A 23,053-nucleotide genomic window follows, 5' to 3' on the forward strand; every position below is an offset into this window, starting at 1 on the left:
ATGCAGGAAAAGAAAATCACCAAAGCATTTGTATTCGGAAAGTTTATGCCCTTTCACAAAGGGCATGAAGCAATGATTCGTTTTGCCTTATCGCATTGCGACTTTTTATCGGTGCTTATCTGTTGCAGCGATCAGGAAACCTTACCATGCTCAGTGAGGAAATCATGGATAGAAGCCACTTTCCGGGAGGAACCACGCATTGACATACGCACTTTTCAATACAAGGAAGATGAGTTACCCAACACCTCGGAATCATCAGCTGCGGTATCAGAGCTATGGTCAGCACGATTTAAACAACTGTTTCCCGATTATACGGTAGTAGTTACCTCAGAGCCTTACGGCGATATGGTGGCGGGTTTCATGGGTATACAACATATTCCCTTTGATCCCGGAAAAAATTCATACCCGGTATCCGCCAGTAAAATACGGGCCGACCTGTTTGAGAACTGGGAATATTTACCCGACAGCGTAAAAGCTTCCCTGGTGACCAAAGTAGTATTGCTGGGCACAGAATCTACCGGCAAAACCACTTTAACCGGTATGCTGTCCAGGCATTTCAATTGTAGTGCCGTCATGGAAGCAGGACGCGATATTGTGGCCGACTCCAATCATTTTACGGTGGCTGATCTTTACCTCATTGCACAGGAACATGCAGCACGCATTACCCGTGCAGCAACAGGCCCTTCCCCACTGATCATCATCGATACAGATATCCATATTACGGCATCTTATGGGGAATATGCCTTTGGAGAAATCCTTCAGGTCGATCCTGCCATCTATGCGGCCAATAGCGCTGACCTGTACCTCTACCTCAATAACGACGTGCCTTATGTACAAGACGGTACCCGGCTCAGTGAAACGGAAAGAGATTTGCTGGACCAATCACACCGGCAAACGCTTCATAAATACGGGCTGCAATACGAAGAAATCACCGGCAGTTGGGATGCGCGCTTCGAACAAGCTGTACAGCTGATCACACAACTCCTGCAGCGTAAGGTAACGGCATGGCATACACGCGTATCCATTTGATTGTTGGAGGGGATGGTTATTGGCTATTTTCTCCTTCGCTCTTCTGTCACTCCTGCCTTGGTCAGCTTAATAATGGTATATTTTCCATCAGCATCCTTAATAAATTCCACTGTTCTGTTATCGTCATCTGACCTGAAGAATTTATGGTCCGACTCAGGCAGTAATTCAATATCCAGGCTATTATAATAGAGCTTCCCGTTATTTTCAAGAATTTTAATATCCCCGTAATCGCCCTTAAAATATGGGTACAGCGCTCCGTCATTTATGACGCGGTTATGGTGATAGGGAAGCTCAACGTCTTTACCAAAGCATATTGCAGCCAATCCGTATGCCAGCATATAAGCCGGAGACTGATTATTAGAAAGCACAACAACAAGGAGTCCGTCGTCAGTAAAGCGGTTGAGGGAGGTCATCGCGCCAAAAAAGCCTCCATCATGTGCAATCAATGTGTGACCATGATTATAAAAAGGGTTGATTAGAAAACCATATCCGAATTTTTGATTATTGTAAGATGTAAACATTAGCTGCTTCATTTGCTCACTTAAAACGGTAGTACCATAAAGTGACCTATCCCATTTTAAAAGATCATCCACTGTTGAGTAAATGCCATCATGCCCAATATTGAATGCCCAGTTGATATAGGGATTTTTCTTGTACACCCGGCCTTCCCTGATATACCTGTCTGACATATAAGGGATAACATCTTCATTCGTCATAACACCTGTTTCAGACATGTGCACCTTATCAAAAATATTTTCTTTCAGATACGATGCATAGCTTTTACCGCTTACTTTCTCTATAATACGTGCCAGCAGGTAATACCCGATATTACTGTACGCTGTTTGCGTTCCTGGCGTAAACAAAAGCCCTTTTCGGCCTATATAGTTCAATACACTATCCTGGGTCAGGGAAACCTCGTTCAGATAGCGTTCATCAAAGTCCATAGGAAGCCCGGAAATATGGGAGAGCATCATGTGGATGGTGATTTGCTCCCCTGCCGGAAATCCGGGGAAATACCTGCTAAGTTTATCGTCCAATGATAGCAGCTTATGGTCTGCCAGCTGAAGGATACCGGCAGCAGTGAATTGTTTGCTCACGGAAGCCAGGCTGTATTTGGTATTGATGATAGTTTTTACCTTCCATTCATAGTTAGCATACCCGTATGCTGCCCGTAGGAGTATGGAATCTCTTTTGATAACCAGCACAGTACCACTAAATCCATTGATAGCTGTCTGGGCCTGCATATACCTGGATAATTTTCCAGGGATACCCATTGTGTTTTCTGTCAGCTTCTTTTTACCGCCGGCCGATCCGTTCTGAGCAAAAATTTCAAGGGGGAGCAAAATAATTCCCAGCAAGCATATTATCTTAGAATTCCTCATCGTTATAAATTATGTTTTGGAGTTCTTTTCTTTATTCAGAAAGTTAAATCTTTTCTATTACAAGACGTATTAAGTATTCCTGTACTGTTAGATAAACGCTCCCCTGTTTTCGTTTAACCAGTTACGTTGTAGGCCAGTTTTAAATTTCCGTTACCTACTGTAACTATGGCAGATAAACGGCAAATATCTGTATATTGGCATTAGAATTGCCTATGTAACCTGCAATTCCGGTAACCTTAATAGTGAATAGATTTTGACAGGAACAACACCAACAAAACAATACAAAATTCCAGCCACTAGATAAGAATACGAACTAATGAACACATCGATTTAAAATAACATATTTGTCGGTAGGTTTTGTCCCCTCTCTTGGCTAATACTCAGGAGGGCTGCGTAATACAGGAAAAATTAACAGCATAACAATCATTCAATTTTCTTAATGAATAAATTCAGACATTATTCCTTTGACCTCTGGCTAACGCTTATAAAATCCAATCCCCTGTTTAAAAGTGAGCGCGTGCAGTATATCCATCGGCACTTCAACAGCCATCAGCTGACAGTAGCTGAAGTAGCTGCTATTTTCAGAAGAGTGGATGTAATGTCGAATGCCATCAACGAGCGTACAGGAAAAAATCTGGATACCGACGAATTGTACCTGATGGTCATCAGCGAAGTAAACGGGGAACGTTTATCCTTAAGGGATATAGATCTGGAGCAGCTATACACTGATATGGAGGAATTATTTCTGCACCACCTTCCCCTGCTGTATTGCGGTAAAACAGCCGTTACCCTGGAAAGGCTCAGATCACAACCGGATACAACTGTTGGCCTGCTCAGTAATACCGCCTTCATAAAGGGCGCTACCCTCAGGAAAGCACTCGAACAGCTGGAAATCCTTCACCTGCTGGACATTCAGCTATTCTCAGATGAAGCTGGCATTTCCAAACCTAATGCAAAGTTTTTTGAGCAGATGGTAGCAGCGGTAACAACACACAGGCAGGAACCTGTAGCGCCGGAGCATATAGTTCATATAGGAGATAACCCGATTGCGGATATCCGTGGGGCGGAGGCTTACGGTATTCCGGCGATGCTGATCAATTCAAATAAAGTGTGTATATCAACTGTAATTTAACCTATGACAAGAATTACCTATTCCCTGCATTCAATTACGAATCCTGAGAATTTCGGGTTTTGCCCGGATGATTACAGCCGATTTAAATATGGAGATGACGAAGTAGCTGAAAAATTCGGCACCGCACTGGCTGCCGGTTTTATAAATGCGCACCTGAAAGGGAAACAGCCAGGGCAGCTGGTGATAGTACCCAGTCCCTATGCTTTTATTCCCACCGCTACCTTTGCGATGAAAAACTATTTCGTGTATCATCTCAATCGCTGGCTGGCTGCGCATAACCACCCTGTAGTCCAGGAAACTAAAGTACACCGTACCGTTACCTATAAGGAAGATTATGGAGAACTGGATGCCGCACAGCGTATGCAGCTTATCGGCAATGATTCCTTTCATATCGACAGCACTTTCCTGGAAGGGAAAACAGTCATTTTCCTGGATGATATCAGGATTACCGGCGGTCATGAAAAAATGATCCTGAAAATGGTAGCAGAATATGGTCTGAAAAATGACATTTATATGCTATATTATGCCGAGCTAAAGAATAATGCCATTCATCCAAATATTGAGAACTTTCTGAATTACCATGCCGTCAAATCTATTTTTGATCTGACTGCCATTATTCAGCGCGACAGATTCTTTATTAATACCAGGATTGTCAAGTATATACTGAACTACGACTATGAAGCATTTTGCATTTTTATTCAAAATCAGAAACCGGAGTTCATCCAGCTCTTACTGAATATGGCCATCGGTAACGGGTATCATACGATTGAGGCCTATCATAAAAATTTTACTTTTGTCAATAACTATTTATTTAACATAACACTTAAAAGCATAGAAAATGGCAATTAATCTGCAAAAAGGACAACGCCAATCAATCAATGCACCTAAATTCATCATCGGATTAGGCTGGGATGCTAACTCCTCCACTACCGGAACCAGCTTCGACCTGGACGCTTCTGTATTCATTATGAATGACAGTAAAAAACTGATCTCCGATGGGCATTTTGTATTTTACAACAACCTCCTCTCTCCCGACGGCAGCGTGGAACATACCGGTGATAACCTTACCGGAGAAGGTAGCGGAGATGATGAACAAATTAAAATCGACCTGTCTAAAACAGATGCCAGGGTAAGTGAGTTTTCTATAGTAGTAACCATTCATGAGGCCGAAGCCAGAAGACAAAACTTTGGACAGGTAAGAAACAGTTATGTTCGTATAATCGACGCCGTTACAAATGAAGTAATTCTGAAATATGAACTCGAAGAAGACTTCTCTATTGAAACCGCGGTGGAATTTGGCAGAGTATACAAACGTAACGACGAATGGAAATTTGAAGCAGTAGGCGTAGGCATGAAAGGTGGACTGCAGGACTATCTCAACAAATACAACTAATTCGCAACTATATCATCCTAAAAAATCAACAAAAAATGGCAATCAATCTTCAAAAAGGCCAGCGAATTAACCTGGAAAAAAGTAATGGTACCAAGCTTCAAAATATCTGTGTAGGCGTTAACTGGGGTGCTATCGAAAAGAAAACCATGTTTGGCCTGTCCAAATCTAAAGAAGCGGTAGACCTGGATGGCAGCTGCGCCCTTTTCGATGAAAATAAAAAATTACTGGAAGTTGTTTATTTCGGTAATCTCCACTCAAAAGACTTTGCCATCAAACATAGTGGTGACGATCTGACAGGAGACATGAACGGAAATGACGGATTAGACAACGAAGTAATCACGGTGGACTTCTCCAGACTCAATACCAACACCAACTATGTGGCATTTGTGCTGAATAGCTTCAGAGGCCATGATTTCGGTACCATTCCCTTTGCTTCCATCCGCATATACGAAGGTACTCCCAGCCGCGTAACCGAAGTATTCGCCAAATATGATATCAGCGGCAGCAATAGTTTCGCAGGCCATGTATCCATGATCATGGGCGTATTCTATAAAAAGAACGGCGAATGGAAATTCAATGCCATCGGTGAACCTACCAAAGATAAAAAACTCCAGGAAACTGTAGAGACAGTCGCTCAGTTCCACCTGTAGTAATTGAACATATACCCTTCTAACCACGTCATCATTAATCTATTTAATCACGTGCCTAATGGAAACGAACCCAAATATCACAGCACCTGCGCTTCCTGCAGTAAGACTCGATAAAGACGGCAATACCGACTTAACGCAGCTTACAGCCGCTGAAACGCAGCAATACAATGAGATCAATAAATCGCTGGACATCCGCGATGTAAACTCAGTTTTAAACTACGGAACGGAAGTGCAGAACTCAATGGAACGCTATTCCAACGACTTTCTGTCATCCGTGCGTACCAACCAGGCCGGTGAAGTAGGTGGCCTGATCAACGACCTCCTGGCCGAACTGAACTACATCGATGTAGATGAACTGAACCAGAGCGGTGTCAAAAGCTTCCTCTCTAAAGTACCTTTTCTGAAAAAATTAGTGTTTGATGCACAAAAATTGTTTCAGAAATATGATACTATTGTAAATAATATCGATAAAATCACTAATAAAATTAAAGCCGGTCGTATCAACTCCCTGAAAGACAACAGTTCTCTTCAGACGATGTTCGACAGTAACGTGAATTATATCAAGCAAATGGAGGACCTTATCATCTCCGGACAGCTGAAATATAATGAACTGACACAGAAACTGGCTGAAATGGAGGCTAACGCCGCCAATTACCAGGATTATGAGATCGCTGACCTTCGCGAATTCATCAACCGCCTGGATAAGCGCCTGGCCGACATGAAAGTGGTTAGATTTATCATGTTGCAATCGCTGGCACAGATCAGGTTAGTACAAAACAATAATACATCTATCGCTGAAAAAGCACAGTCTATTATTTCTACCACGATCCCTGTCTGGAAAAACCAACTGACGATCGCTGTTGCATTACAAAGGCAGAAGGCAAACGTAGAAATGCAGAAGAAAATCTCTGATACTACCAACACCATTCTGCAGAAAAATGCGGAGCTGCTGAGACAAAACAGCATCGACGTTGCCAGAGAAAATGAAAAAACAGTTGTATCTTCTGAAACATTGAAACGTACCACCCAGTCGCTGATCGAAACACTCAACGAAGTGAAAAGGATCCACGAACAGGGAGCAGAAAGCAGAAGAGTACTGGATTCTGAACTCAAAAACCTGGAAACAGAACTTAAAAAGAACGTTACCAGGATTAACTAATAATAGCTGAATAATGGAGGATAACCTGGCGAGCATACTAAATGAATCAAGAAGAACGATCAGTAAACTACAGTTACTGTCGGCCTTTTTTGAAGATGAGATTATTTATAAAATATATCTCCGAAGCCAGGTTGTCCATAAGTTATTTGAGAATAACGTAGAATTAGATATCAATAAGCTGGAATTATTCCATTTACAATATACTGCCTCCGTTATTGAGCTGCTACGCAAGATCAAAAGTACCAACGAAAGAAACATAAGCCTGCTTTTCGATGAAATACAGATCAACAATGACCTGATCGAAAAGCTTAATACCAGCGTTTTTTCAGAGAAAAATTTTGACCTCGACAAACAAAAACAATCACTGAAAATCAATCTCTCGCTGCGGAAATTGTTTCAATCCCTTTCTGACGATACCAACGAAGATCCCTTTTCCAAAAATATCAATGCCTTTGCATCCCGCTTTGCGCAAGACTTCTATTATGATATCACCCCGGAAATGATGGATACGCTGGTGCAATATGATCCTGCAAAAACCTACAGAAACAACTATGCGATCATCGAAAAAAAATTAATGGGATGGTTGTGTAAAACTGAATTCAGGACCGAATTCTTTATAGGGCTAAGGGCAGGATATCTTATAGCAGAAATCTATAAATTCCTGGAAAATGATAAATTCTTCCTTTATCTCCCTTCTAAAAATCTCTTCCTGTTTTGTGACCCTGCCAGTATCAAGGATATTGACCTGACAAACCATCTTTCCAAAAAAGCAAGGATCATAGCAGATCTTACGGACAAGAACTACCAGCTAAACCAGAAAGCCAGCGTAGAAAAAATTGCCATCCCCCAAAAGGTAAAAGAAGTACTGAGAGAGTATGCCGCAAAAATTGAAGAAGTGGATTTCCTGCAGAAGATCGGCAATTACGATGTGCAGACAAATATCCTGAAAACCATGCTGAATACAGATATACTCTGACACAAAAAAAATTGCACCAGCCAAACGACTGATGCAATCTCTATAAATATCCTTTATTTAATTATGCTTCTGATTCTACTGTAGCTTCTGCTGCTACTTCAGCACCAGCTTTAGCCTTCTTAGGGAAGTTGAAAAGCATGGAAGTCAGTAATGGAATAGCGAAAATACTTACCGTTATAATGGAAGTGATAATATCAGCAGCAGAACTTTTCAGGAAATGGGTCAGGCCGGATTCCGGGAAGAAATGTTCATAGATAGATAAAGTCAGCTTTACCCCAAGGATACCGATAACTACGAATGCAGCACCTTCCAGGAAAGCAAATTTACTCATCAATTTAACGAAAGCCTGTGCTACAAAACGCATAGCGAGGATTCCGATAAACACGCCGAGGCAAACCAGAATAATATTGTTCGTATACGCGACAGCAGCAAAGATGTTATCAATAGAGAAAGCCATATCCATCAATTCTACCAGCGCCACCGTGGCCCAGAAAGGCCCCATAGCACCAACAGTTGCCTTATACAGCCAGTTTTGACCTTTATCGATTGGCTTTTCTTCCTCTTCTTCTGTGGCCTTAGCTTTTTCTCTTTGCTCTTTCCACCAGTTGAAAGTTAAATACAGCAAATATAATCCGCCGATTGGTTTCAGCCACCATACCTGAATGAGGAAGGATGCAAATAACATCGCCAGCCCGCGGAACAGATAAGCCCCGATGATACCATACTTCAGTGCCTTATCGCGTTGCTTTTCCGGCAGGTCCATTACCATTGTTGCCAGTACTGCTGCATTGTCTACAGATAATAAACTCTCGATAATCACGAGATTCCCCACCACAATTAATGACGGTATCGGGTTGTTGATGATGTGCTGAATTAGTTCATTCATTTGATGGTGTGTTTATAGGTTGTTTTTACTGATTTGCCATTGTTATATGTACTACTCTTCCCCCTTCCTCTTTAGAAAGCAATAGCCTTTTACCATTTGTAAGTGCTACCATACTTCCTACAGGTATCTCTTTATCTTCCGTGAGATCCTTCAGGGAGGTGAGCCGCTGGTTCACAAGTACCCATTGCTGCTGATGGAATACAAAATATCCGACAGGCACTTTTTGTGCTTCGGTGGTACGTTCATTCCGGATAATATTACGATTCGCATGCCATTCAAACAGATATTGGTTATTATAAACCATCAGACGATGGTTTTCGGACTTCCAGACCGTTGGCTTAAATTCATAATATAAGTCGAGCACCGGTAAAGTTCCCTGATGGACCGTTCCGCAAAACGGACATTTGGGTGTATTCGTATTATCGAAGACATACCATTTTTGTTCACATCCCGGGTTGGCACAGGGTTGCATAAGGTCTGTCGTTTTCAATAATGCCTGTTCCCACATTTCAGCAGGCGGGCGTTCCATTGGCTGATGCAGCCCGGTTATAAAGGCTTTATGAAATAACTCATTCAGATATGGGCCCACAATCCCCGACGGCAGCTTATTTACATCTGCCCACGGCAACTCCGTAGGATGTACCAGGTGCAGCTTCGGTCTGTTGCTGGTATCCTGTGGATGTTCGATAAATAATGCTTTTTCTCCCATCGTGAGGAGATCATCCTTCTCCGTATCCAGATCATGCACCTTCCCTCCTTTCAAGGGATGGCGATGTAACAGGTATAAATAGATCATGACCGCAAGTGCGTGCAGATCTGTAAGTCTGTTAGGTAGCTTTCTTTCTGGGTCTTTCTTATCCAGATGCCTGGTGGCCAATACTTCAGGGGCTATAAAGTCCGGCGTCCCGATTACTTCAGGCGGAAACAGGCCTGGCACAACCAATCCATCGATGTCAATAATTGCCGCAGTCCTGGAAATTGGATCTACCAACACATTTTTATAAGAAAGATCAGAATGAGCTAACCCGGCAGCATGGAGCCTTTTCACCCCTCTCGCTATATTTACACAAATCTGAAAATAGCTTAACCAGTTGCCTAATTCCTGCTCATCAAGTCGCAAAGAAAATGTTTTATTTCGAAATTTCGGAGAGGAAAACCATTTCCCTTCTTTTTCTTTTCCCCGGATGAAGTCATTGGCGGCATATCCCTTGCTAAAAAAGAAGTTTTTATTGTAGCAGGGGACGATCAACCCGACCCTGTTTCCTTCTTCAATCATATCTGTAGGCCAGCAGTACAGGTCTTTATAATATGCCCCTCCTTCCCGGTTAAAAAAGCTGTCATAGTATTGTGTAACTATCTTCCGCAACCTCGCTTTCGAATTAAAATCCTGTTCTGATCTGTAGAAAGCCACTACATAGGACCTGTCAGGACTAAAATATACATCTTTCATTCCACCTTGCATAGGGGCGCCATCATCAATATACTGGTATGATTTGCCCTCATTGATAGCAGAAGATACTGTTTTCGTAGTCATACATTATAAGATCAGTATACAATCATTAAAGTTCGGTCGTCGTGGTTCCCTATACTCCAGAAATCGAGCCACGACAGCAGTTCTGGTGCGGCAGTTTCAGGATTACCGAATGTCACCTGATGGTTCCCCTCATTCTCTCCACCCAGATCTGCCAGCAATTGCTGCCAGTAAACAACCTTAGAAAGGTTAGCTTCGACTTCAAATTTTGGATCATAGATCCCGTCCGACATCAGCATCAGATAAGAGAAATCCGGCATCAGCCTAAAGCTGAACCGGGTAGAAAACTTTTCGCTTTTAAAAATCTCCGGCATCGTAATAAACCTGGTACCTCCTCCAAACTCTCCCACATCCAGCCAGTTCAATAAGGTAAGTTCTCTCCCGTCCTTATCCAGCAACCCTATCGGACAATCTCCCACGCCAAAGCTCATAAACGCATATCCGGCCTCATATTTTTTCATCAGCACAAAAATGAGGGTGGCATGGAAATCTTTTACAGAAGTACCCATTGAGGTAGCTTGCTGCTCTATTTTTTTCTGGACAAACAACCCTCCATTACCCAGGTTTTCATAAATAAACCTGTTAAGCTGCTGAGCGGTTTCCTCGTCAGGCATATCACTATAGGCCTGTATAAGGCCATCAATAGCAGTACTCCATTCCGGCGTCATGGCACCATCAAAATATTCAGCGATGGACACACAGGCAAGCCTGGACCCTTCCCTGGAATATTGTGCACTGCCGGCGCCATCAGAAACTGCAAACAGCGACCAGCCATTATGTTCCCAGTGTTTCACCAGGCAATCATCTTCCCTGAATCCACCCACATTGGCATGTGAGCGCCCTCTTTTAGAAGCAGCGATTACCCGCCTGGCCCCTACCGTTGCGGCAATCGTCATTTCATCCTCTTTCCGGAACGGCGCCGTCGTATCACCTGGAATATTCTTCCATAGTGTTTTCGGGTCCGCGTTCACCACCAGCCGGATACTTTTTTCGTGCAGCGGTGTATCTTCCGGTTCCACGGTAAGCCGATATTTCAGCAGCAGCTGTGCATCACCGTTAACAGTTGGAACACCACTGATCATACCGTTTGTGGTATCGTAATCCAGCCCGCAGGATTGTAACCCTTCCACCAGCAATAATGCCAGGTCCTGCCACTGTAGCGCCTGTATATCCAGTTTGAATTCGTAAGACTTCCCTACAGTAGCATTAGGAATAATGACCTGTTGCAGGTTAATATCTTCGATACGGGTTTTCAGTGCCCATTGCTCCATTAGTATCTGTTGATTTTTGAGAATGAGACTTACCAGGTTTATATTAAAACTGTCAGCAATGAAATCAGTAAACAATTGTTGCTGGTTCGCTGCAATTTCAATTTTACGTCCAGCGAATAACTGCCGGATATATTCGTCTTCCATGTTGTTATCATTAACCCTGTGCACGCTGAACATCAAAGCCACCGCCGCTGTTGCCATATCTCCCTTCTACGCCACACCATGGGCAGGTACATACTTCCTGATCTCCCATACAATGTAGTTTACCACAGGAGCACATAGCAAAAGCCACCTGGTTACCACAGCATGGGCAGGTTGGACTGCCAATTAATTCATCAGTATTAATTTTTACGGGAGCAGCATTTTTTTCAGACAACTCTTCATAAGTATGGTCTACCTGGTATGCACCTACCAAACGGTAATACAAGGTATGCAGGTCCAACCCGGAGATAGCAGCTTCTTCCAGTGCACGCCTGTATTTCATCAGGTAAGGTCTTTGGGTATGCTGGCATTTCCCTTGTAGCACTACATAGTTAGTGTCCTGTCCAAACTCCTCTTTTAAAGGCTTTGACAAATCGATCTTTGACAAAGCATCATTATCTTTCTGGAGGTTAATCTCAAATCCTGCATGATTACTATCCAGGCGTTCCGTATTTGTTTTAATAGAATCAGTAATCCACTTGAAGAACGTTTTATAGGCCTGCGGAGAAGAATTCTTAAAGGTCAGTACATTTTCTGTGAGTTGCTGCAAGACGTGCAGGTTGGCTCCATCGCCAATGGAAATAGCCACCATATTGGCGGTACGCTGCCAGTTATTTTTCCATTCACTGATAGCGGCAGTTGTATCATCCGTAGGGGTTCCATCGGTGAGCAGGAAAACGATCGGTTTCCAGTCGCCTTTTTGTTCGGGTGTTGTCTTCACCTGGTTCTTTCTCATCTCATACATGAGATGCCCCAGTCCTTTACTTAAGGAAGTTCCGCCACCGATAGGGAAACGGGGCGGATAGAAATTAATGATTTCCTGTAAAGGAACCAATGTTTTTGCTTGTCCGGCAAATACAATGACGGAGATCCATGCCGTTTCAATAGCATAAGGATCTGTTTTCAATGCCTGAATGATTTTAGCCATCCCTTCTTCCACTGCCATGATAGGCTCGCCTATCATCGACTCGGAGACATCAATCAAAAAATATATAGGGAGCCTGCGCATCAAAGAATATTTTCGGTTATTAAACAATTATTCAGCCGTAGTACAACATCAGATCACCAGGTTTATTTCCTGCGGTGGTGGTGGTAATGCGATCACTTCTGAGGTGCCCATACTTTTGTTTCCCTGTTCGATAGTATCAGATACCCATTTGAAGAATTGCTTCAGGGTAGCACTATCTACAGTATCCAGGTGAACAACCGTATCTGCCAGTTCTTTCAGCAGGTCATTATCAGCTGATTTGCTGGCAGCACAACCAACGATAGTAGCGAAATTCAGCGCTTTTACCTGTGGTGCCATCTGGCGGTAAAGCTGCAGATCTGAAGGTTTTCCATCCGTAAAAATAAACAGCAAAGGGCGCCAGTCACCTTTTTGATTGGCATCACCTCTTCTCACATCACTTTTCACTTTACCAACCAGAAATTCCAGGCATTTACCTGTATGTGTAGGACCGCTTTGCGGACAAACAATCTCAGGTAGCTGAAAACTTACGAGTTCAGTTAGCGGAACTACTTCATTAATATCCCTGTCGAAAGTGATGATACTAAGCCACAGAGAGTCTAAGGCATGTGGATCTGTACGGAGTGTGTTTATCATTCCGCTCAAAGCATTGTTTAGCGCCTGAATAGGTTCACCATACATAGATCCGGAGGTATCCAACAAAAAGTATACAGGCAATCTGCGCATCTGCAATAAATTGAGGTCTTATACAACGATATTTAATTCGGCTGGCGGCGGCGGTAGTTCGTCCAGTCCTGCTACTTCTTTTGTAGATGCTTCCACTCTTGTGGAGGACACGCCGATAGAAGCTGATACCCAGGCAAAGAATTTGGAGATGCTATGGCTATCAGCAGTATCCAGGCTCACTACATTATCGGTCACCCTTTTAAGGATGGCCGTATCGCTGTTACTCCCGGCGGCACATGCCACGGTGAAAGCCGTTTTACATTTTTTGAAGGCGGCAAGGCCTTTCTCCCAGTTATCTGTGGGTACACCATCTGTCATGATAAAAACGATGGGCCGCCAGTCTCCTTTCTGTTCCATGGTGGTTTTAGCCACTTCTTTATCGATGCAGAGACTAACCAGTTCCAACGCTTCGCCAAGCGCGGTGGTGCCGGAAGCTTTAATATCCGGTGTTTGAAAAGATGCCAGATCAGTTAATGGAGTTATTTGTCTGGCATAGCTATCGAAGGTGATGATGCTAAGGAAAGCGGTTTCAATCGCCTGGGGATTCTGGCGCAAAGAGCTTAGCATCACCTGAACGCCATTTTTTACTGCTTCAATAGGTTCTCCCAACATGGAGCCGGAAGTATCCAATAGCAGGTAAACAGGAAGTTTTCGCATATCAGTGCTTTGGGTTGATACAATAGTACAGGCATACGCTGTTGCGTATACGAATATAGGTTGCTTAGCAGGTTACTGTTAATTGGGTGGCTGATCAGACTCAGGAATAAGCCAGTTTCTTCAGCTCTTCCACAAAACTATCTGAATGATGCGGATCGCCTATAGCTCTGAATTTCCAGGCTCCATCCTTTCTGTAGATTTCAGCAAAAGTCATAGAGCACATACCATTGTAGGTGGCGTCTCCGGAAAGATTGAATTTTGCGATCTCTTTTCCTTTTCTGTCAACGGCCCTGATAAATGCGTTTTCGATCATTCCGAAATGCTGGTTATTGCTGCGGCCATTATAAATGGTTACCAGGAAAAGGATTTTCTGGTATCGTTGATCCAGTTCGTTCAGTTTTACGATGATTTGTTCATCATCACCATCGCCGGCACCTGTTCTGTTATCGCCTGTAAGCCAGATATGGCCTGATGGATGGCGCATGGAGTTAAAGAAAATTACGTCTCCTTCGTACAGGCCAATAGTTCTGCCATCCCGGCTGGTCACTGATCTGCCCAGGTTAGCCACCTTGCCGTTTGCATCCAGCAGGAAAGCAACAGCATCCAGGTCATATTCTTCTTCTTTCTGGCCACCACCGAATAATTTGCCAATAAAGCCGCCGGTGGCGGGTTTTTGTCGAACATCCCAACCCAGCCCGATGGTTACTAAGGAAAGGTCATATTCCTCTCCACTGTCATTTTTTCTCAGGTCGATCGTCTGACCTTTTACTAAACTGATTGCCATAAATTAGATTTTAGGTATAAGTAGGGTATTACTTGATAATTTGACCTTTGAAATATCTGGAGAGAAAGAATGCCAGGTCTTCTTTATAACCGATTCCTGACGCTTCAAATTTCCATTGTCCGCCACGGTTATACAATCTGCCAAATTCAACACCAGTTTCAATAGAGAAATCCTCTCCCAGTTCATATTTTGCAATTTCCTGGCCGGTGGCTTCATCAACAATACGAATATACGAATCCCGTACCTGTCCGAAATTTTGTCTTCTGCCCACCGCATCATGAATGGTAACCACAAAAAGGATCTCTTTAATGGCACTATCCACTTTTGTAAGATCCACTACGATGGTTTCATCGTCGCCCTGTTCGCTATTACCACCAGTAGGATCATCACCACTGTGCTGTACCGAATTATCGGGGGAGTTGGTATTACCATAGAAAATAAAATATTCTTCCTGCGGGATCAACCGGTTCTCATTGATCATAAATGCAGAAGCATCCAGATCGAATGCGGCACTGGTAGTACTTTCATTCGGACGCCATCCTAAGCCGAGGCTGATCTTTGATAAGCCGATATCAATTCGTTGTCCCTTTTGTAAGTTAATTGCCATTATCTGAAATTTTATTCTACTTCAAGATAGTTGATAGTATTTAATAATACAAATATTATTGATAACATACGGTGATGGGCATACGTTTTAGCTTCCCGTTATTCCTGATCGGCACCGTGCTTATGCTCGGATATGCCGGACTAGAAAAGAATAGGATTTTTGACTCTGTTCAAAAGAAAAATAGTTTGTAAATAAATGATTTACAAACTATTAAAATACCAATCGGCGATATATGGAAGCTATTAGTTACCAGGACTGCTCTTCTATATTATCTTCCTCATGTATTGCAATACCAGGTTTTCCCCGTTTCCACTTAATACAAAAAGCAAGTACGAAGGCCACTACTGAAACGCCCGCATTCAGCAATGTCGTTGATGGAAAAGCAAAGGCCATAAGTATCACGGCTTCCAAAGATAAAATCATGAATCTTATCCATAGCGCGAACAGGAAGTCTACTTTAAAAGAATAATATAAAGGATAAGAAAAAAGCAACAGATTCAGCAACAGATATGGCACTACATAAATCACAGTCAGGAAAAATGAGTCCGAACTGGCCGCAGGTAGATTGGAGAGAAATTCACTAACAAAAAAGTTATAGGCCAAAGCAAATAAAATGTTTTTGCCGAGGATGAATAAGATGATATTTCCGAAATTGGGTTTCACCATAGGTTGTTAGTTTCATTTATAGCATTTAGCATTTCATTTCCACTTTCTCAAAAAAAGAGAAGTATCACTATCCAATATATCACGATAATTTATGAAAATACTACTTCAAGAGCGTTGATAGTATTTAATAATACAAATATATTGATAACATACGGTGATGTGTATACGTTTCTGCTTCATTAACACAGTAATCCCATCTCAGAAGGCAGATTTCGGCCTTCTTGACAAGTTCAAACAAATAACTTGTGAATGGTGCTAAGGTTCGTGCCGGACAAGGGCGGCTATATCACAAGCATGATTTAGCCGCTCTTTATTTGTATACCTGATGGATAAAATTTTTAAATATCAAATTTCAGGTGCTTGAATTTACCTTTAATACATCCACTTATTAATTGACTTATTATGTTCTTGGAATGGGACTGAACTTGTAAAAGAAAGCTTTAGCACTCTGACCACTAAAAAAGTTATTTATAGATGTAGGGCCATTTGCAGATGCAACAGCTAAGGAATAAGCCGGATCACCGGAACCATTACTACCAGGGGCCGAAGCTCTGCCATCAATTAAAGTAATTTTTGCCATATCTTCTATTTTACCAGTCTTAAGATTCAGTTCCTGTCTAACGTAGAAGCAAACAATACAAACTGCTTCATCTTTCATTTCTTCTACCAGGTAATCTAATTTGACTTTTTTGAAATATGGACTGGCTACCACCATTGTAGCAGTAAACAATGCATTTTCAGCAGGTAATTTTGGAACCTTAGGATCCAGGGCAATATAAGTATTGTAAAGTTTGCTGACAAACGCTGCCCCATCCCCAACATATGGCGTAGTACCAAAGGCATTCATATAAGCAGCTTCACTAATTGTTGGAGGAACTGGCTGAGGGGCTGGCCCTTTAAATATTTTATCCAATGCGTTGGCAAGGTCATTTACCAATGAATCTGATCTTAACTTAACAGGGTCCTGAGGGTTGGGAATATTACAATTTGAAAATACCTTATAGGCGCCATTAACAGGTGTTACATTGGAAAAATCAATGAAATTTACCCTTACCTGGTAAGGCGTACCATTAATCGTCAAAATATTGGGACTCCCCAGGCTGGAGCCGCCGGGTATAAAAAAAACTTCAGTACAGTTACTTTGAGTGGTGACAGCCGCAACGCTGGAAGTCCCCTTTTTAAGGGTTTCTAATTGGGCTTCCGGATTGTTTTTGGAACATGCGACAAGCAAAACTGCCGTTAGCAGTAAAAGGGCATAACTTTTCATGATATTGATTTGGATTTGGTGGATAAAAGATATCATGATACGAACGATGGTATCGACGGACTAAAATAATTCTTCGGAAATTTCCTGCTACAGTCTATGCGTCATTGGGTCGGGTTGTAAATGCAATCGTGGTATCAATGCAGTTAACTGAACTTTTAATTTTAATTGTACACTGTCTCCCCCCCATCTATCATCGTATTTCCGCTTTGGGGGAAATGATTCCAGGGGTAACTTTTTTTAATAAAATAATCTATTATCTATCAGGCTACATACGGGATAACTAGATAAAATCGCTGTGATCTTCGTTTGCAGGGCAAAGCATTGTTATATAAATATATGTATTTGTTTTAATTAAACGCTGATTTCTACCTAAGAATTTGTTCTAAAAATATTAATCCACTCCTTTATTTGCTTTTTTTTACGAACAATATTTTATGCGTGTTCTTTGAAGATAGGAACGAATGTGATAGCATAAAGTGGATGGACGATTGTCTTATAAATGACTTTGGGTTATCAGAAGAACAATTGGCTCCTGGAGGAGTTCCTATATGGGACAAAAAAAATGAATATTATAAAACAAAAAAACGCTTTATACGTTCTAAATTAAACTGGAAAAACTGCAAGCCTGGCTATCCTACAGAATAATCTTCACTAACCCCAATACATACCATTTATGATACTTTTTAAAGAAATTGAGCCTAAGGGCGACCATAAAAAGCTTTCAAATGTGAATAATCTTACCTGGTTGACCTGGAGTGACAATTTTAGAAATGATTATAAGCATTTTGATACACAGTTGAAAAAGATAAAAGAAGTAGATTTTATTTACCTGAAAAAGTATAAAGCATATAATTACAGTTTCTCTGTACCGCTCTCCAGATTAGACAAGTCCTTTTTGCATGATTTCTGGAATTTTGCATACGCACTATATCACTTTAATCCAGGTGAGAGGATCATCTTTTTTTCAGATCTGATAGATAATAAGATTAATGCCAGGTTATTTCATTTTTTATTTGCGCTGTTTAGGTCTACGTTAACGCAGATTACTAATGATAAAATGGGAGCATTGTATTCGCCGCTGACATCTGGAAAAACAGAAAGTGATTTCCCTATGCACTGCGATCTGTATATTCCAAAAATTCTGTTCAATGTATATGAAAGTGTGCCAAAAGATAAGAGTGGGGCATCAGCTTTTTTAAGACTCGACGATTTATTTGAGCAGGTTTTTCCGCAGGTAAGCGCTTTGCCAAAAAAGGTTACCCTCAGAATTAAGGAGCTGATTTATACAGATATCAGGCAGGATAATTATGAAGAATTTTTTAGCCTGCTATATGATGCAGATAATACCTGGTCTGAAAAATTAAAGCAGGTAATTGATAAACATAAATTCAATATCAAATTAAATAAAGGACAAGGATATATGCTTCATGACCGGATATGGATGCATGGCAGAAATAAAACCAATGGCGGCGTTTCTCCGAAACGGCTGCACCGTATTATTTTTAACAACTTTTATGAACAAGGCGCGCGGAGCTAATATTCTGCATCACTTAAATTACAGCATTCCTGTAAATGTTGAACAAATTAGTGTGTCAGCAATAGCGAGAGAAAACGTGAAAATTGACACTTGAAAAAATTAAAAAGGTTGTCTCTACTCAGTAGAGGCAACCTTTTCTAGTGCCCGGAACTGGATTCGCATATTATTGATCGCCCGTTCGTTTCTGCGGTTGCCGCCTGTGAGCCAATATATTTGAGATGTGCCAGTATTATCCAGAATGATTGCCCTTTTAGTAATCGCATTGACACTTGAAAACATTAAGAAATTTATCGATTACATTTTAATTTTCGTTTTGTGATGAATAAAGTCTTGGCTGATCAAATTCCCCGCTAACCATTATACGAACATCAGTTGAAAACATCGAAAAAATATACACAATATCAGGCCTATTTAATACATTGTTATTTAAATAATAATCCTCCACGTTATGATGAAAACCATCTTTTATCTAATTGCAGCAGTTTTTTGCTTTGAGCATGTTTTTGCCCAATCTACTAATACTATAGTGGCAACATCTGAGAAGCGAAATAATATGTCCGACAGTCAAAAATCCGGAGAACAACAACTATTGCAAATATCTAACGGCCTGTCTTCTGAGCAGGATATGGCTGATTTTGTGTCTTCGATGCAACATCGATCGCCAGAAGATGTTTACAAGGCGATTAAAGGGTATAATAGTTTCAGGCTCCCTACTGCGGGGGAGCAGGTATTTCTGTTTAAAATCCCTACTGATAAATTCGGCGCAGTACCATTCAAGGTATATGTACCAAAAGGATATAATCCCAGGAATAAATATCCAATGATAATGTACCTGCATGGAGCTGCCGGTCAATTCTCATTTTCAATGGCAGCACAGCCGTATATTGAAGATGATTTGCTTTTTTCAAGACTAATGAAGGAAAACAAATATATTATCCTGGTACCCCTGGCTGGCAAGGAAGTTAATTTTAACTGGGCCATAAATAACAGCGTATATCCCGTTCTTGCTTCGCAGATAATATTTACCAAAGCTCGTTTTAATGTAGATGACCAGCGGGTATTCGCTTATGGCCATTCTGACGGAGGAAGGGCAGCTGTCAGCTTCCAGGCGCTTGACCCTACCCCATTTGCCGGCTGCGTAAGTTATAATGGTAGTATAAGCGTTATATTTAACAACATCTATCTGCATAATGTAGTAAATACAGTTCCTTACCTGGTTAATACTGACGAGGACAACATCAATCCAAACCAGGATATGGAATCGGCCATACAGGCACTTAAATCTGTTGGAGGAAAGGCGGAATACAAATTATATAAAGGTTATAAACATTATGATCACCATCTTGAGATAGATTACCCCAACTCCCTGGTTTATATGGACAAATATACCAGATCAGCCGGCAGGAATAAAATCTACTGGCAAACTGATATGGCTAATACTGGCTGTGACTATTTACATATTTCCTCCCTCAATTTATCTCTGCCAGCAAAGCCATGGTCCAAAGTGCTGAATTTCAACGGATACAATAAAGTTGAGAAAAATTTCAATGCTCCTTTATTTTATGCGCAGGAGCCGGGTGCTGCTATTACCTGTGAGCATTCAGGCAATGAATTTAATGTACAGACATCAAGAGTAAAATCTTTTGAAATTGCCATCAATCCTGATATTGTAAATATTAGTAAACCTATTGTTGTATTCGTTAATGGTACGAAAGTATTTGATGATAAAGTTGGATATGACAAAAACTACATGCTGACATATTTTAAATCAGCGCACGATCGAAGTATAGTCTACGTTAACCAGATTGCAATCAATGTTCCATAGGTTTATGAAAGTTTCTTTTGTACCGTTTCCAAAATAAGCGGAAAACACTGGTAAAAAGCGGGGTTTAACAAAAGAAAAATCCCCTGTAAATCGATGACTTACAGGGGATTTTGGCACCCAGAACAGGAATCTTAATCCGCTGGTTATGCGTTGGTTTGTAAATAATCTGTGTCAAATAAGTGACGTTTTAATCGTGTGGAACTTTATTTGTTCCAAAACGGATAATCAATATATCCATGTTGCCCACCCCCATACATTGTTGCCCTGTCAGGCTCACTAAGCGTAGCATTTTTCTCAAATCGTTCAGACAGGTCGGGGTTTGCGATGTATAGCCTGCCAAAAGAAATAAGCTTCGCAATGCCTTTTTCAAGTTCTGCCTCAGCGGAAGCCTTGTCATACCCTGCATTAGCAATAACTGTCTGGCGGATCTTTCTGCCGAACAATTCAATTTCGTCGTCAGCGGAGCAATGCTCAGGCGAAGGGAAATTGGCATTGCGCCTCATGATTTCCACATAGGCAAAGTCCATTTCGTTCAGTTTTTCGATCAGGTAGGTATAGGTAGCGGCAGGGTCGTCCAGTACCATATCACCATAGGAATGGAAAGGAGATATTTTTATACCCACCTTTTCGCTACCCGCCACACTGATTAATTCCTCCATCACTTCCACTACGAAGCGGGCTTTGTTAGGGATGTTGCCGCCATAATCATCCGTTCTTTGATTGGCACTTTCAGCTAAGAACTGGTTGGGCAGATAGCCATTGGCAGCGTGAAGTGCAACCCCGTCAAACCCTGCCGCTATGGCATTTTTTGCTGCCTGGCCATAGTCCTTTATCGTCTGCCTGATTTCGGGAATCGTTATTTCCTGCGGTATCTCGTAATCCTTCTTCCCCTGAGAGGTAAAATGCTGCATACCCCGGATAGGTAAGGGAGATGGCCCCAAAGGGAGCTTGCCGTTCCTGTCTGCAGAATGTCCCATGCGACCGGTGTGCCAAAGCTGGGCTATAATAACACCGCCTTTATTGTGTACCGCCGTTGTAACCTTCCTCCATGCTTCTATTTGTTGATCCGTGAAAATACCCGGGGTAAGCGGGCTGCCGGTAGCTTCTTCACTGATCCTGATGGACTCGGTAAAAAGCAAACCTGCACTTGCCCTTTGGGCATAGTATTCTACTGTCATATCACCCACCAGGCCATTGATGTCTGTACGGCCTCTGGTCATCGCTGCCATTGCCATTCTATTTTTTAGGCTGATGCTGCCTAACTGTATTTTTTCTAAAAGCTTCATATTGCTGTTTTTAGCCCCATATTGGAGATCCTGTACTGAAAAGGATCTCCAATATGGGCACAGGCCATAAATAAAAATCATGCTTCTTTTCGTCGGGCCATACGTTGCGCAATGATGCTGGCAGCAATCAATTGCAAGGCATGGTAAAGCATGAGCGGCAACAATACGATGCCCGTGATGGTACTGTACTGAAAAAGCACTTTTGACATGACCGTGCCGTGTACCAATGACTTCTTAGATCCACAAAATAAGACAGTAATACGATCCTCATCTGAAAAGCCAAACAAGCGACTGAATAGTCCAACGCAAAGAAATACAACAAAAAACAAGGCCATCATTCCTACCGCGAGCCCGGCAAGTTCAAGAGTGGTGAAGCCTTCAAAAAGATGTTGGGAGAAGGACTTACAAAACGACGTATAAATGATGGTGAGTATAACTGCCTGATCGAAATATTTGAGTCGTTTTTTGTGCTTTTCGGCAAAAGCGCCAAAACGGGAGTTGAGGCAGATGCCAAGAATCACAGGCAACAAGACTTGAAAAGCTAACTTCACTACGATATTAGTGACATCAAAATGGCCTGTTGCAGAAGCGATGAACAGCCCAATCCAGATCGGCGTAACCACTACTCCGACTAAACTTGAAATGCTCGCATTGAAAATGGCTGCGGGAATGTTGCCCTTGGCGATGGAAACCATCACCACCGAAGAGGAAACAGTAGATGGTAACGCTGCCAGAAAAAATATACCCAACCAAAGCAATTCAAGGTCAGTGTTAACGAATAAGGGGCGGAATGCCAAAACGATAAGCGGAAAAAACAAAAAGGTTGTCAACTGGACAATAATGTGCATTTTCCAGTTGGCAAGCCCGGATTTTAGTTTTTCAATACTCAGTCTCAAACCATAAAAAAAGAAAATCAACGACACGCCTGCGTTAGCAATCTCTTCCAGCGAAACAGGTTCTTTGGCCATGCCTGGCTGCGGCAAAATATAGGCCAGCAGGATCATGGTACCTATCATTAACAGGAAGCCGTCAAAACCTGCCTTTTTTAATACTTCTAATAACTTCTTCAATATGATCTTATGATATGTTAGTTTATAATTTTAAAAGTCAATTTGACGGTT

22 protein-coding genes are annotated in these 23,053 nt (G+C 41.9%); 9 read left to right on the forward strand and 13 right to left on the reverse strand.

Translation table 11 applies throughout. The features are described 5' to 3' along the window. Entirely contained in the window at nucleotides 1-1,029 is a 1,029-nt protein-coding gene (locus F3J22_RS24075) for an AAA family ATPase (RefSeq protein WP_205195545.1), read from the forward strand. Nucleotides 1,030-1,052: 23 nt separating this feature from the next. Here F3J22_RS24075 and F3J22_RS24080 read toward each other — a convergent pair whose 3' ends face one another. Further along, nucleotides 1,053-2,411 carry a serine hydrolase gene (locus F3J22_RS24080; RefSeq protein WP_167020479.1) on the reverse strand — a complete coding sequence of 453 codons (1,359 nt, stop codon included), beginning with the start codon at nucleotides 2,409-2,411 and terminating at the stop codon, nucleotides 1,053-1,055. 439 nt (nucleotides 2,412-2,850) lie between these two features. Here F3J22_RS24080 and F3J22_RS24085 point away from each other — a divergent pair, with 439 nt between their 5' ends. From F3J22_RS24085 to F3J22_RS24110, 6 genes are read left to right on the forward strand one after another with little or no spacing between them, the layout of a single operon-like run. Next, complete coding sequence (locus tag F3J22_RS24085) at nucleotides 2,851-3,543, forward strand: HAD family hydrolase (RefSeq protein WP_167020480.1); 693 nt, start codon at nucleotides 2,851-2,853, stop codon at nucleotides 3,541-3,543. A gap of 3 nt (nucleotides 3,544-3,546) precedes the next feature. Then, entirely contained in the window at nucleotides 3,547-4,392 is an 846-nt protein-coding gene (locus F3J22_RS24090) for a phosphoribosyltransferase family protein (RefSeq protein ID WP_167020481.1), read from the forward strand. Next, nucleotides 4,382-4,936 carry a TerD family protein gene (locus F3J22_RS24095; RefSeq protein ID WP_167020482.1) on the forward strand — a complete coding sequence of 185 codons (555 nt, stop codon included), beginning with the start codon at nucleotides 4,382-4,384 and terminating at the stop codon, nucleotides 4,934-4,936. Before F3J22_RS24090 ends, F3J22_RS24095 begins: the two co-directional genes overlap by 11 nt. Nucleotides 4,937-4,971: 35 nt before the next feature. Then, nucleotides 4,972-5,586 (forward strand): TerD family protein, encoded by a 615-nt coding sequence (locus F3J22_RS24100; RefSeq protein ID WP_167020483.1) that lies wholly within the window; start codon nucleotides 4,972-4,974, stop codon nucleotides 5,584-5,586. Between the two features lie 58 nt (nucleotides 5,587-5,644). Next, a complete protein-coding gene (locus tag F3J22_RS24105; RefSeq protein ID WP_167020484.1) occupies nucleotides 5,645-6,745 on the forward strand; it encodes a toxic anion resistance protein in 1,101 nt (366 codons plus the stop codon). Between the two features lie 13 nt (nucleotides 6,746-6,758). Then, entirely contained in the window at nucleotides 6,759-7,721 is a 963-nt protein-coding gene (locus F3J22_RS24110) for a hypothetical protein (protein ID WP_167020485.1), read from the forward strand. Between the two features lie 61 nt (nucleotides 7,722-7,782). On the opposite strand, the gene F3J22_RS24115 is transcribed toward F3J22_RS24110, so the two are convergent. The 10 genes from F3J22_RS24115 to F3J22_RS24160 form a co-directional block, all read right to left on the reverse strand. Further along, a complete protein-coding gene (locus F3J22_RS24115) occupies nucleotides 7,783-8,607 on the reverse strand; it encodes a DUF475 domain-containing protein (RefSeq protein ID WP_167020486.1) in 825 nt (274 codons plus the stop codon). Nucleotides 8,608-8,632: 25 nt separating this feature from the next. After that, the gene (locus F3J22_RS24120; RefSeq protein ID WP_167020487.1) at nucleotides 8,633-10,141 is read right to left on the reverse strand and encodes a helix-hairpin-helix domain-containing protein; all 1,509 of its coding nucleotides are present in this window, start codon (nucleotides 10,139-10,141) and stop codon (nucleotides 8,633-8,635) included. A gap of 11 nt (nucleotides 10,142-10,152) precedes the next feature. Next, on the reverse strand, nucleotides 10,153-11,553 hold the full coding sequence (locus tag F3J22_RS24125; protein ID WP_167020488.1) for a PP2C family serine/threonine-protein phosphatase: 1,401 nt from the start codon (nucleotides 11,551-11,553) through the stop codon (nucleotides 10,153-10,155). A gap of 10 nt (nucleotides 11,554-11,563) precedes the next feature. After that, nucleotides 11,564-12,619 carry a TerY-C metal binding domain-containing protein gene (locus F3J22_RS24130; protein WP_167020489.1) on the reverse strand — a complete coding sequence of 352 codons (1,056 nt, stop codon included), beginning with the start codon at nucleotides 12,617-12,619 and terminating at the stop codon, nucleotides 11,564-11,566. 48 nt (nucleotides 12,620-12,667) lie between these two features. Next, nucleotides 12,668-13,303, reverse strand: a complete 636-nt coding sequence (locus tag F3J22_RS24135) for a VWA domain-containing protein (RefSeq protein ID WP_167020490.1) — start codon at nucleotides 13,301-13,303, stop codon at nucleotides 12,668-12,670. 18 nt (nucleotides 13,304-13,321) lie between these two features. Beyond that, complete coding sequence (locus F3J22_RS24140; protein WP_167020491.1) at nucleotides 13,322-13,960, reverse strand: VWA domain-containing protein; 639 nt, start codon at nucleotides 13,958-13,960, stop codon at nucleotides 13,322-13,324. A 100-nt stretch (nucleotides 13,961-14,060) separates the two neighbouring features. Further along, a complete protein-coding gene (locus F3J22_RS24145; protein ID WP_167020492.1) occupies nucleotides 14,061-14,744 on the reverse strand; it encodes a TerD family protein in 684 nt (227 codons plus the stop codon). 28 nt (nucleotides 14,745-14,772) lie between these two features. Then, a complete protein-coding gene (locus F3J22_RS24150) occupies nucleotides 14,773-15,351 on the reverse strand; it encodes a TerD family protein (RefSeq protein WP_167020493.1) in 579 nt (192 codons plus the stop codon). A 246-nt stretch (nucleotides 15,352-15,597) separates the two neighbouring features. After that, nucleotides 15,598-16,017: a hypothetical protein gene (locus F3J22_RS24155; RefSeq protein WP_167020494.1), complete on the reverse strand. Its 420-nt coding sequence runs from the start codon at nucleotides 16,015-16,017 to the stop codon at nucleotides 15,598-15,600. A gap of 400 nt (nucleotides 16,018-16,417) precedes the next feature. After that, on the reverse strand, nucleotides 16,418-17,284 hold the full coding sequence (locus F3J22_RS24160; RefSeq protein ID WP_167020495.1) for a hypothetical protein: 867 nt from the start codon (nucleotides 17,282-17,284) through the stop codon (nucleotides 16,418-16,420). A 673-nt stretch (nucleotides 17,285-17,957) separates the two neighbouring features. Between F3J22_RS24160 and F3J22_RS24165 the strand changes: the two genes are divergently transcribed. Next, nucleotides 17,958-18,821: a hypothetical protein gene (locus F3J22_RS24165; protein WP_167020496.1), complete on the forward strand. Its 864-nt coding sequence runs from the start codon at nucleotides 17,958-17,960 to the stop codon at nucleotides 18,819-18,821. A 553-nt stretch (nucleotides 18,822-19,374) separates the two neighbouring features. Next, nucleotides 19,375-20,646, forward strand: coding sequence for a dienelactone hydrolase family protein (locus tag F3J22_RS24170; protein WP_167020497.1), 1,272 nt, complete (start codon nucleotides 19,375-19,377; stop codon nucleotides 20,644-20,646). A gap of 203 nt (nucleotides 20,647-20,849) precedes the next feature. Here the strand turns inward: F3J22_RS24170 and F3J22_RS24175 are convergent, their stop codons facing one another. Together F3J22_RS24175 and F3J22_RS24180 are read right to left on the reverse strand one after the other, a co-directional pair. Continuing rightward, the gene (locus tag F3J22_RS24175) at nucleotides 20,850-22,013 is read right to left on the reverse strand and encodes an alkene reductase (RefSeq protein WP_370459458.1); all 1,164 of its coding nucleotides are present in this window, start codon (nucleotides 22,011-22,013) and stop codon (nucleotides 20,850-20,852) included. Continuing rightward, on the reverse strand, nucleotides 22,010-23,002 hold the full coding sequence (locus tag F3J22_RS24180; RefSeq protein ID WP_167020499.1) for a bile acid:sodium symporter family protein: 993 nt from the start codon (nucleotides 23,000-23,002) through the stop codon (nucleotides 22,010-22,012). The genes F3J22_RS24175 and F3J22_RS24180 overlap by 4 nt, the downstream gene beginning before the upstream one ends. Nucleotides 23,003-23,053 lie beyond the last annotated feature (51 nt).

Source organism: Chitinophaga sp. Cy-1792 (assembly GCF_011752935.1).
In the GTDB taxonomy this organism is placed as follows: domain Bacteria; phylum Bacteroidota; class Bacteroidia; order Chitinophagales; family Chitinophagaceae; genus Chitinophaga.

What these genes read in the sequence shown, in the direction of transcription:
- F3J22_RS24075 (WP_205195545.1), top strand. Translation starts at nt 1, where the DNA reads ATGCAGGAAAAGAAAATCACCAAAGCATTTGTATTCGGAAAGTTTATG.
- F3J22_RS24080 (WP_167020479.1), bottom strand. Translation starts at nt 2,411, where the DNA reads ATGAGGAATTCTAAGATAATATGCTTGCTGGGAATTATTTTGCTCCCC.
- F3J22_RS24085 (WP_167020480.1), top strand. Translation starts at nt 2,851, where the DNA reads ATGAATAAATTCAGACATTATTCCTTTGACCTCTGGCTAACGCTTATA.
- F3J22_RS24090 (WP_167020481.1), top strand. Translation starts at nt 3,547, where the DNA reads ATGACAAGAATTACCTATTCCCTGCATTCAATTACGAATCCTGAGAAT.
- F3J22_RS24095 (WP_167020482.1), top strand. Translation starts at nt 4,382, where the DNA reads ATGGCAATTAATCTGCAAAAAGGACAACGCCAATCAATCAATGCACCT.
- F3J22_RS24100 (WP_167020483.1), top strand. Translation starts at nt 4,972, where the DNA reads ATGGCAATCAATCTTCAAAAAGGCCAGCGAATTAACCTGGAAAAAAGT.
- F3J22_RS24105 (WP_167020484.1), top strand. Translation starts at nt 5,645, where the DNA reads ATGGAAACGAACCCAAATATCACAGCACCTGCGCTTCCTGCAGTAAGA.
- F3J22_RS24110 (WP_167020485.1), top strand. Translation starts at nt 6,759, where the DNA reads ATGGAGGATAACCTGGCGAGCATACTAAATGAATCAAGAAGAACGATC.
- F3J22_RS24115 (WP_167020486.1), bottom strand. Translation starts at nt 8,607, where the DNA reads ATGAATGAACTAATTCAGCACATCATCAACAACCCGATACCGTCATTA.
- F3J22_RS24120 (WP_167020487.1), bottom strand. Translation starts at nt 10,141, where the DNA reads ATGACTACGAAAACAGTATCTTCTGCTATCAATGAGGGCAAATCATAC.
- F3J22_RS24125 (WP_167020488.1), bottom strand. Translation starts at nt 11,553, where the DNA reads ATGGAAGACGAATATATCCGGCAGTTATTCGCTGGACGTAAAATTGAA.
- F3J22_RS24130 (WP_167020489.1), bottom strand. Translation starts at nt 12,619, where the DNA reads ATGCGCAGGCTCCCTATATATTTTTTGATTGATGTCTCCGAGTCGATG.
- F3J22_RS24135 (WP_167020490.1), bottom strand. Translation starts at nt 13,303, where the DNA reads ATGCGCAGATTGCCTGTATACTTTTTGTTGGATACCTCCGGATCTATG.
- F3J22_RS24140 (WP_167020491.1), bottom strand. Translation starts at nt 13,960, where the DNA reads ATGCGAAAACTTCCTGTTTACCTGCTATTGGATACTTCCGGCTCCATG.
- F3J22_RS24145 (WP_167020492.1), bottom strand. Translation starts at nt 14,744, where the DNA reads ATGGCAATCAGTTTAGTAAAAGGTCAGACGATCGACCTGAGAAAAAAT.
- F3J22_RS24150 (WP_167020493.1), bottom strand. Translation starts at nt 15,351, where the DNA reads ATGGCAATTAACTTACAAAAGGGACAACGAATTGATATCGGCTTATCA.
- F3J22_RS24155 (WP_167020494.1), bottom strand. Translation starts at nt 16,017, where the DNA reads ATGGTGAAACCCAATTTCGGAAATATCATCTTATTCATCCTCGGCAAA.
- F3J22_RS24160 (WP_167020495.1), bottom strand. Translation starts at nt 17,284, where the DNA reads ATGAAAAGTTATGCCCTTTTACTGCTAACGGCAGTTTTGCTTGTCGCA.
- F3J22_RS24165 (WP_167020496.1), top strand. Translation starts at nt 17,958, where the DNA reads ATGATACTTTTTAAAGAAATTGAGCCTAAGGGCGACCATAAAAAGCTT.
- F3J22_RS24170 (WP_167020497.1), top strand. Translation starts at nt 19,375, where the DNA reads ATGTCCGACAGTCAAAAATCCGGAGAACAACAACTATTGCAAATATCT.
- F3J22_RS24175 (WP_370459458.1), bottom strand. Translation starts at nt 22,013, where the DNA reads ATGATTTTTATTTATGGCCTGTGCCCATATTGGAGATCCTTTTCAGTA.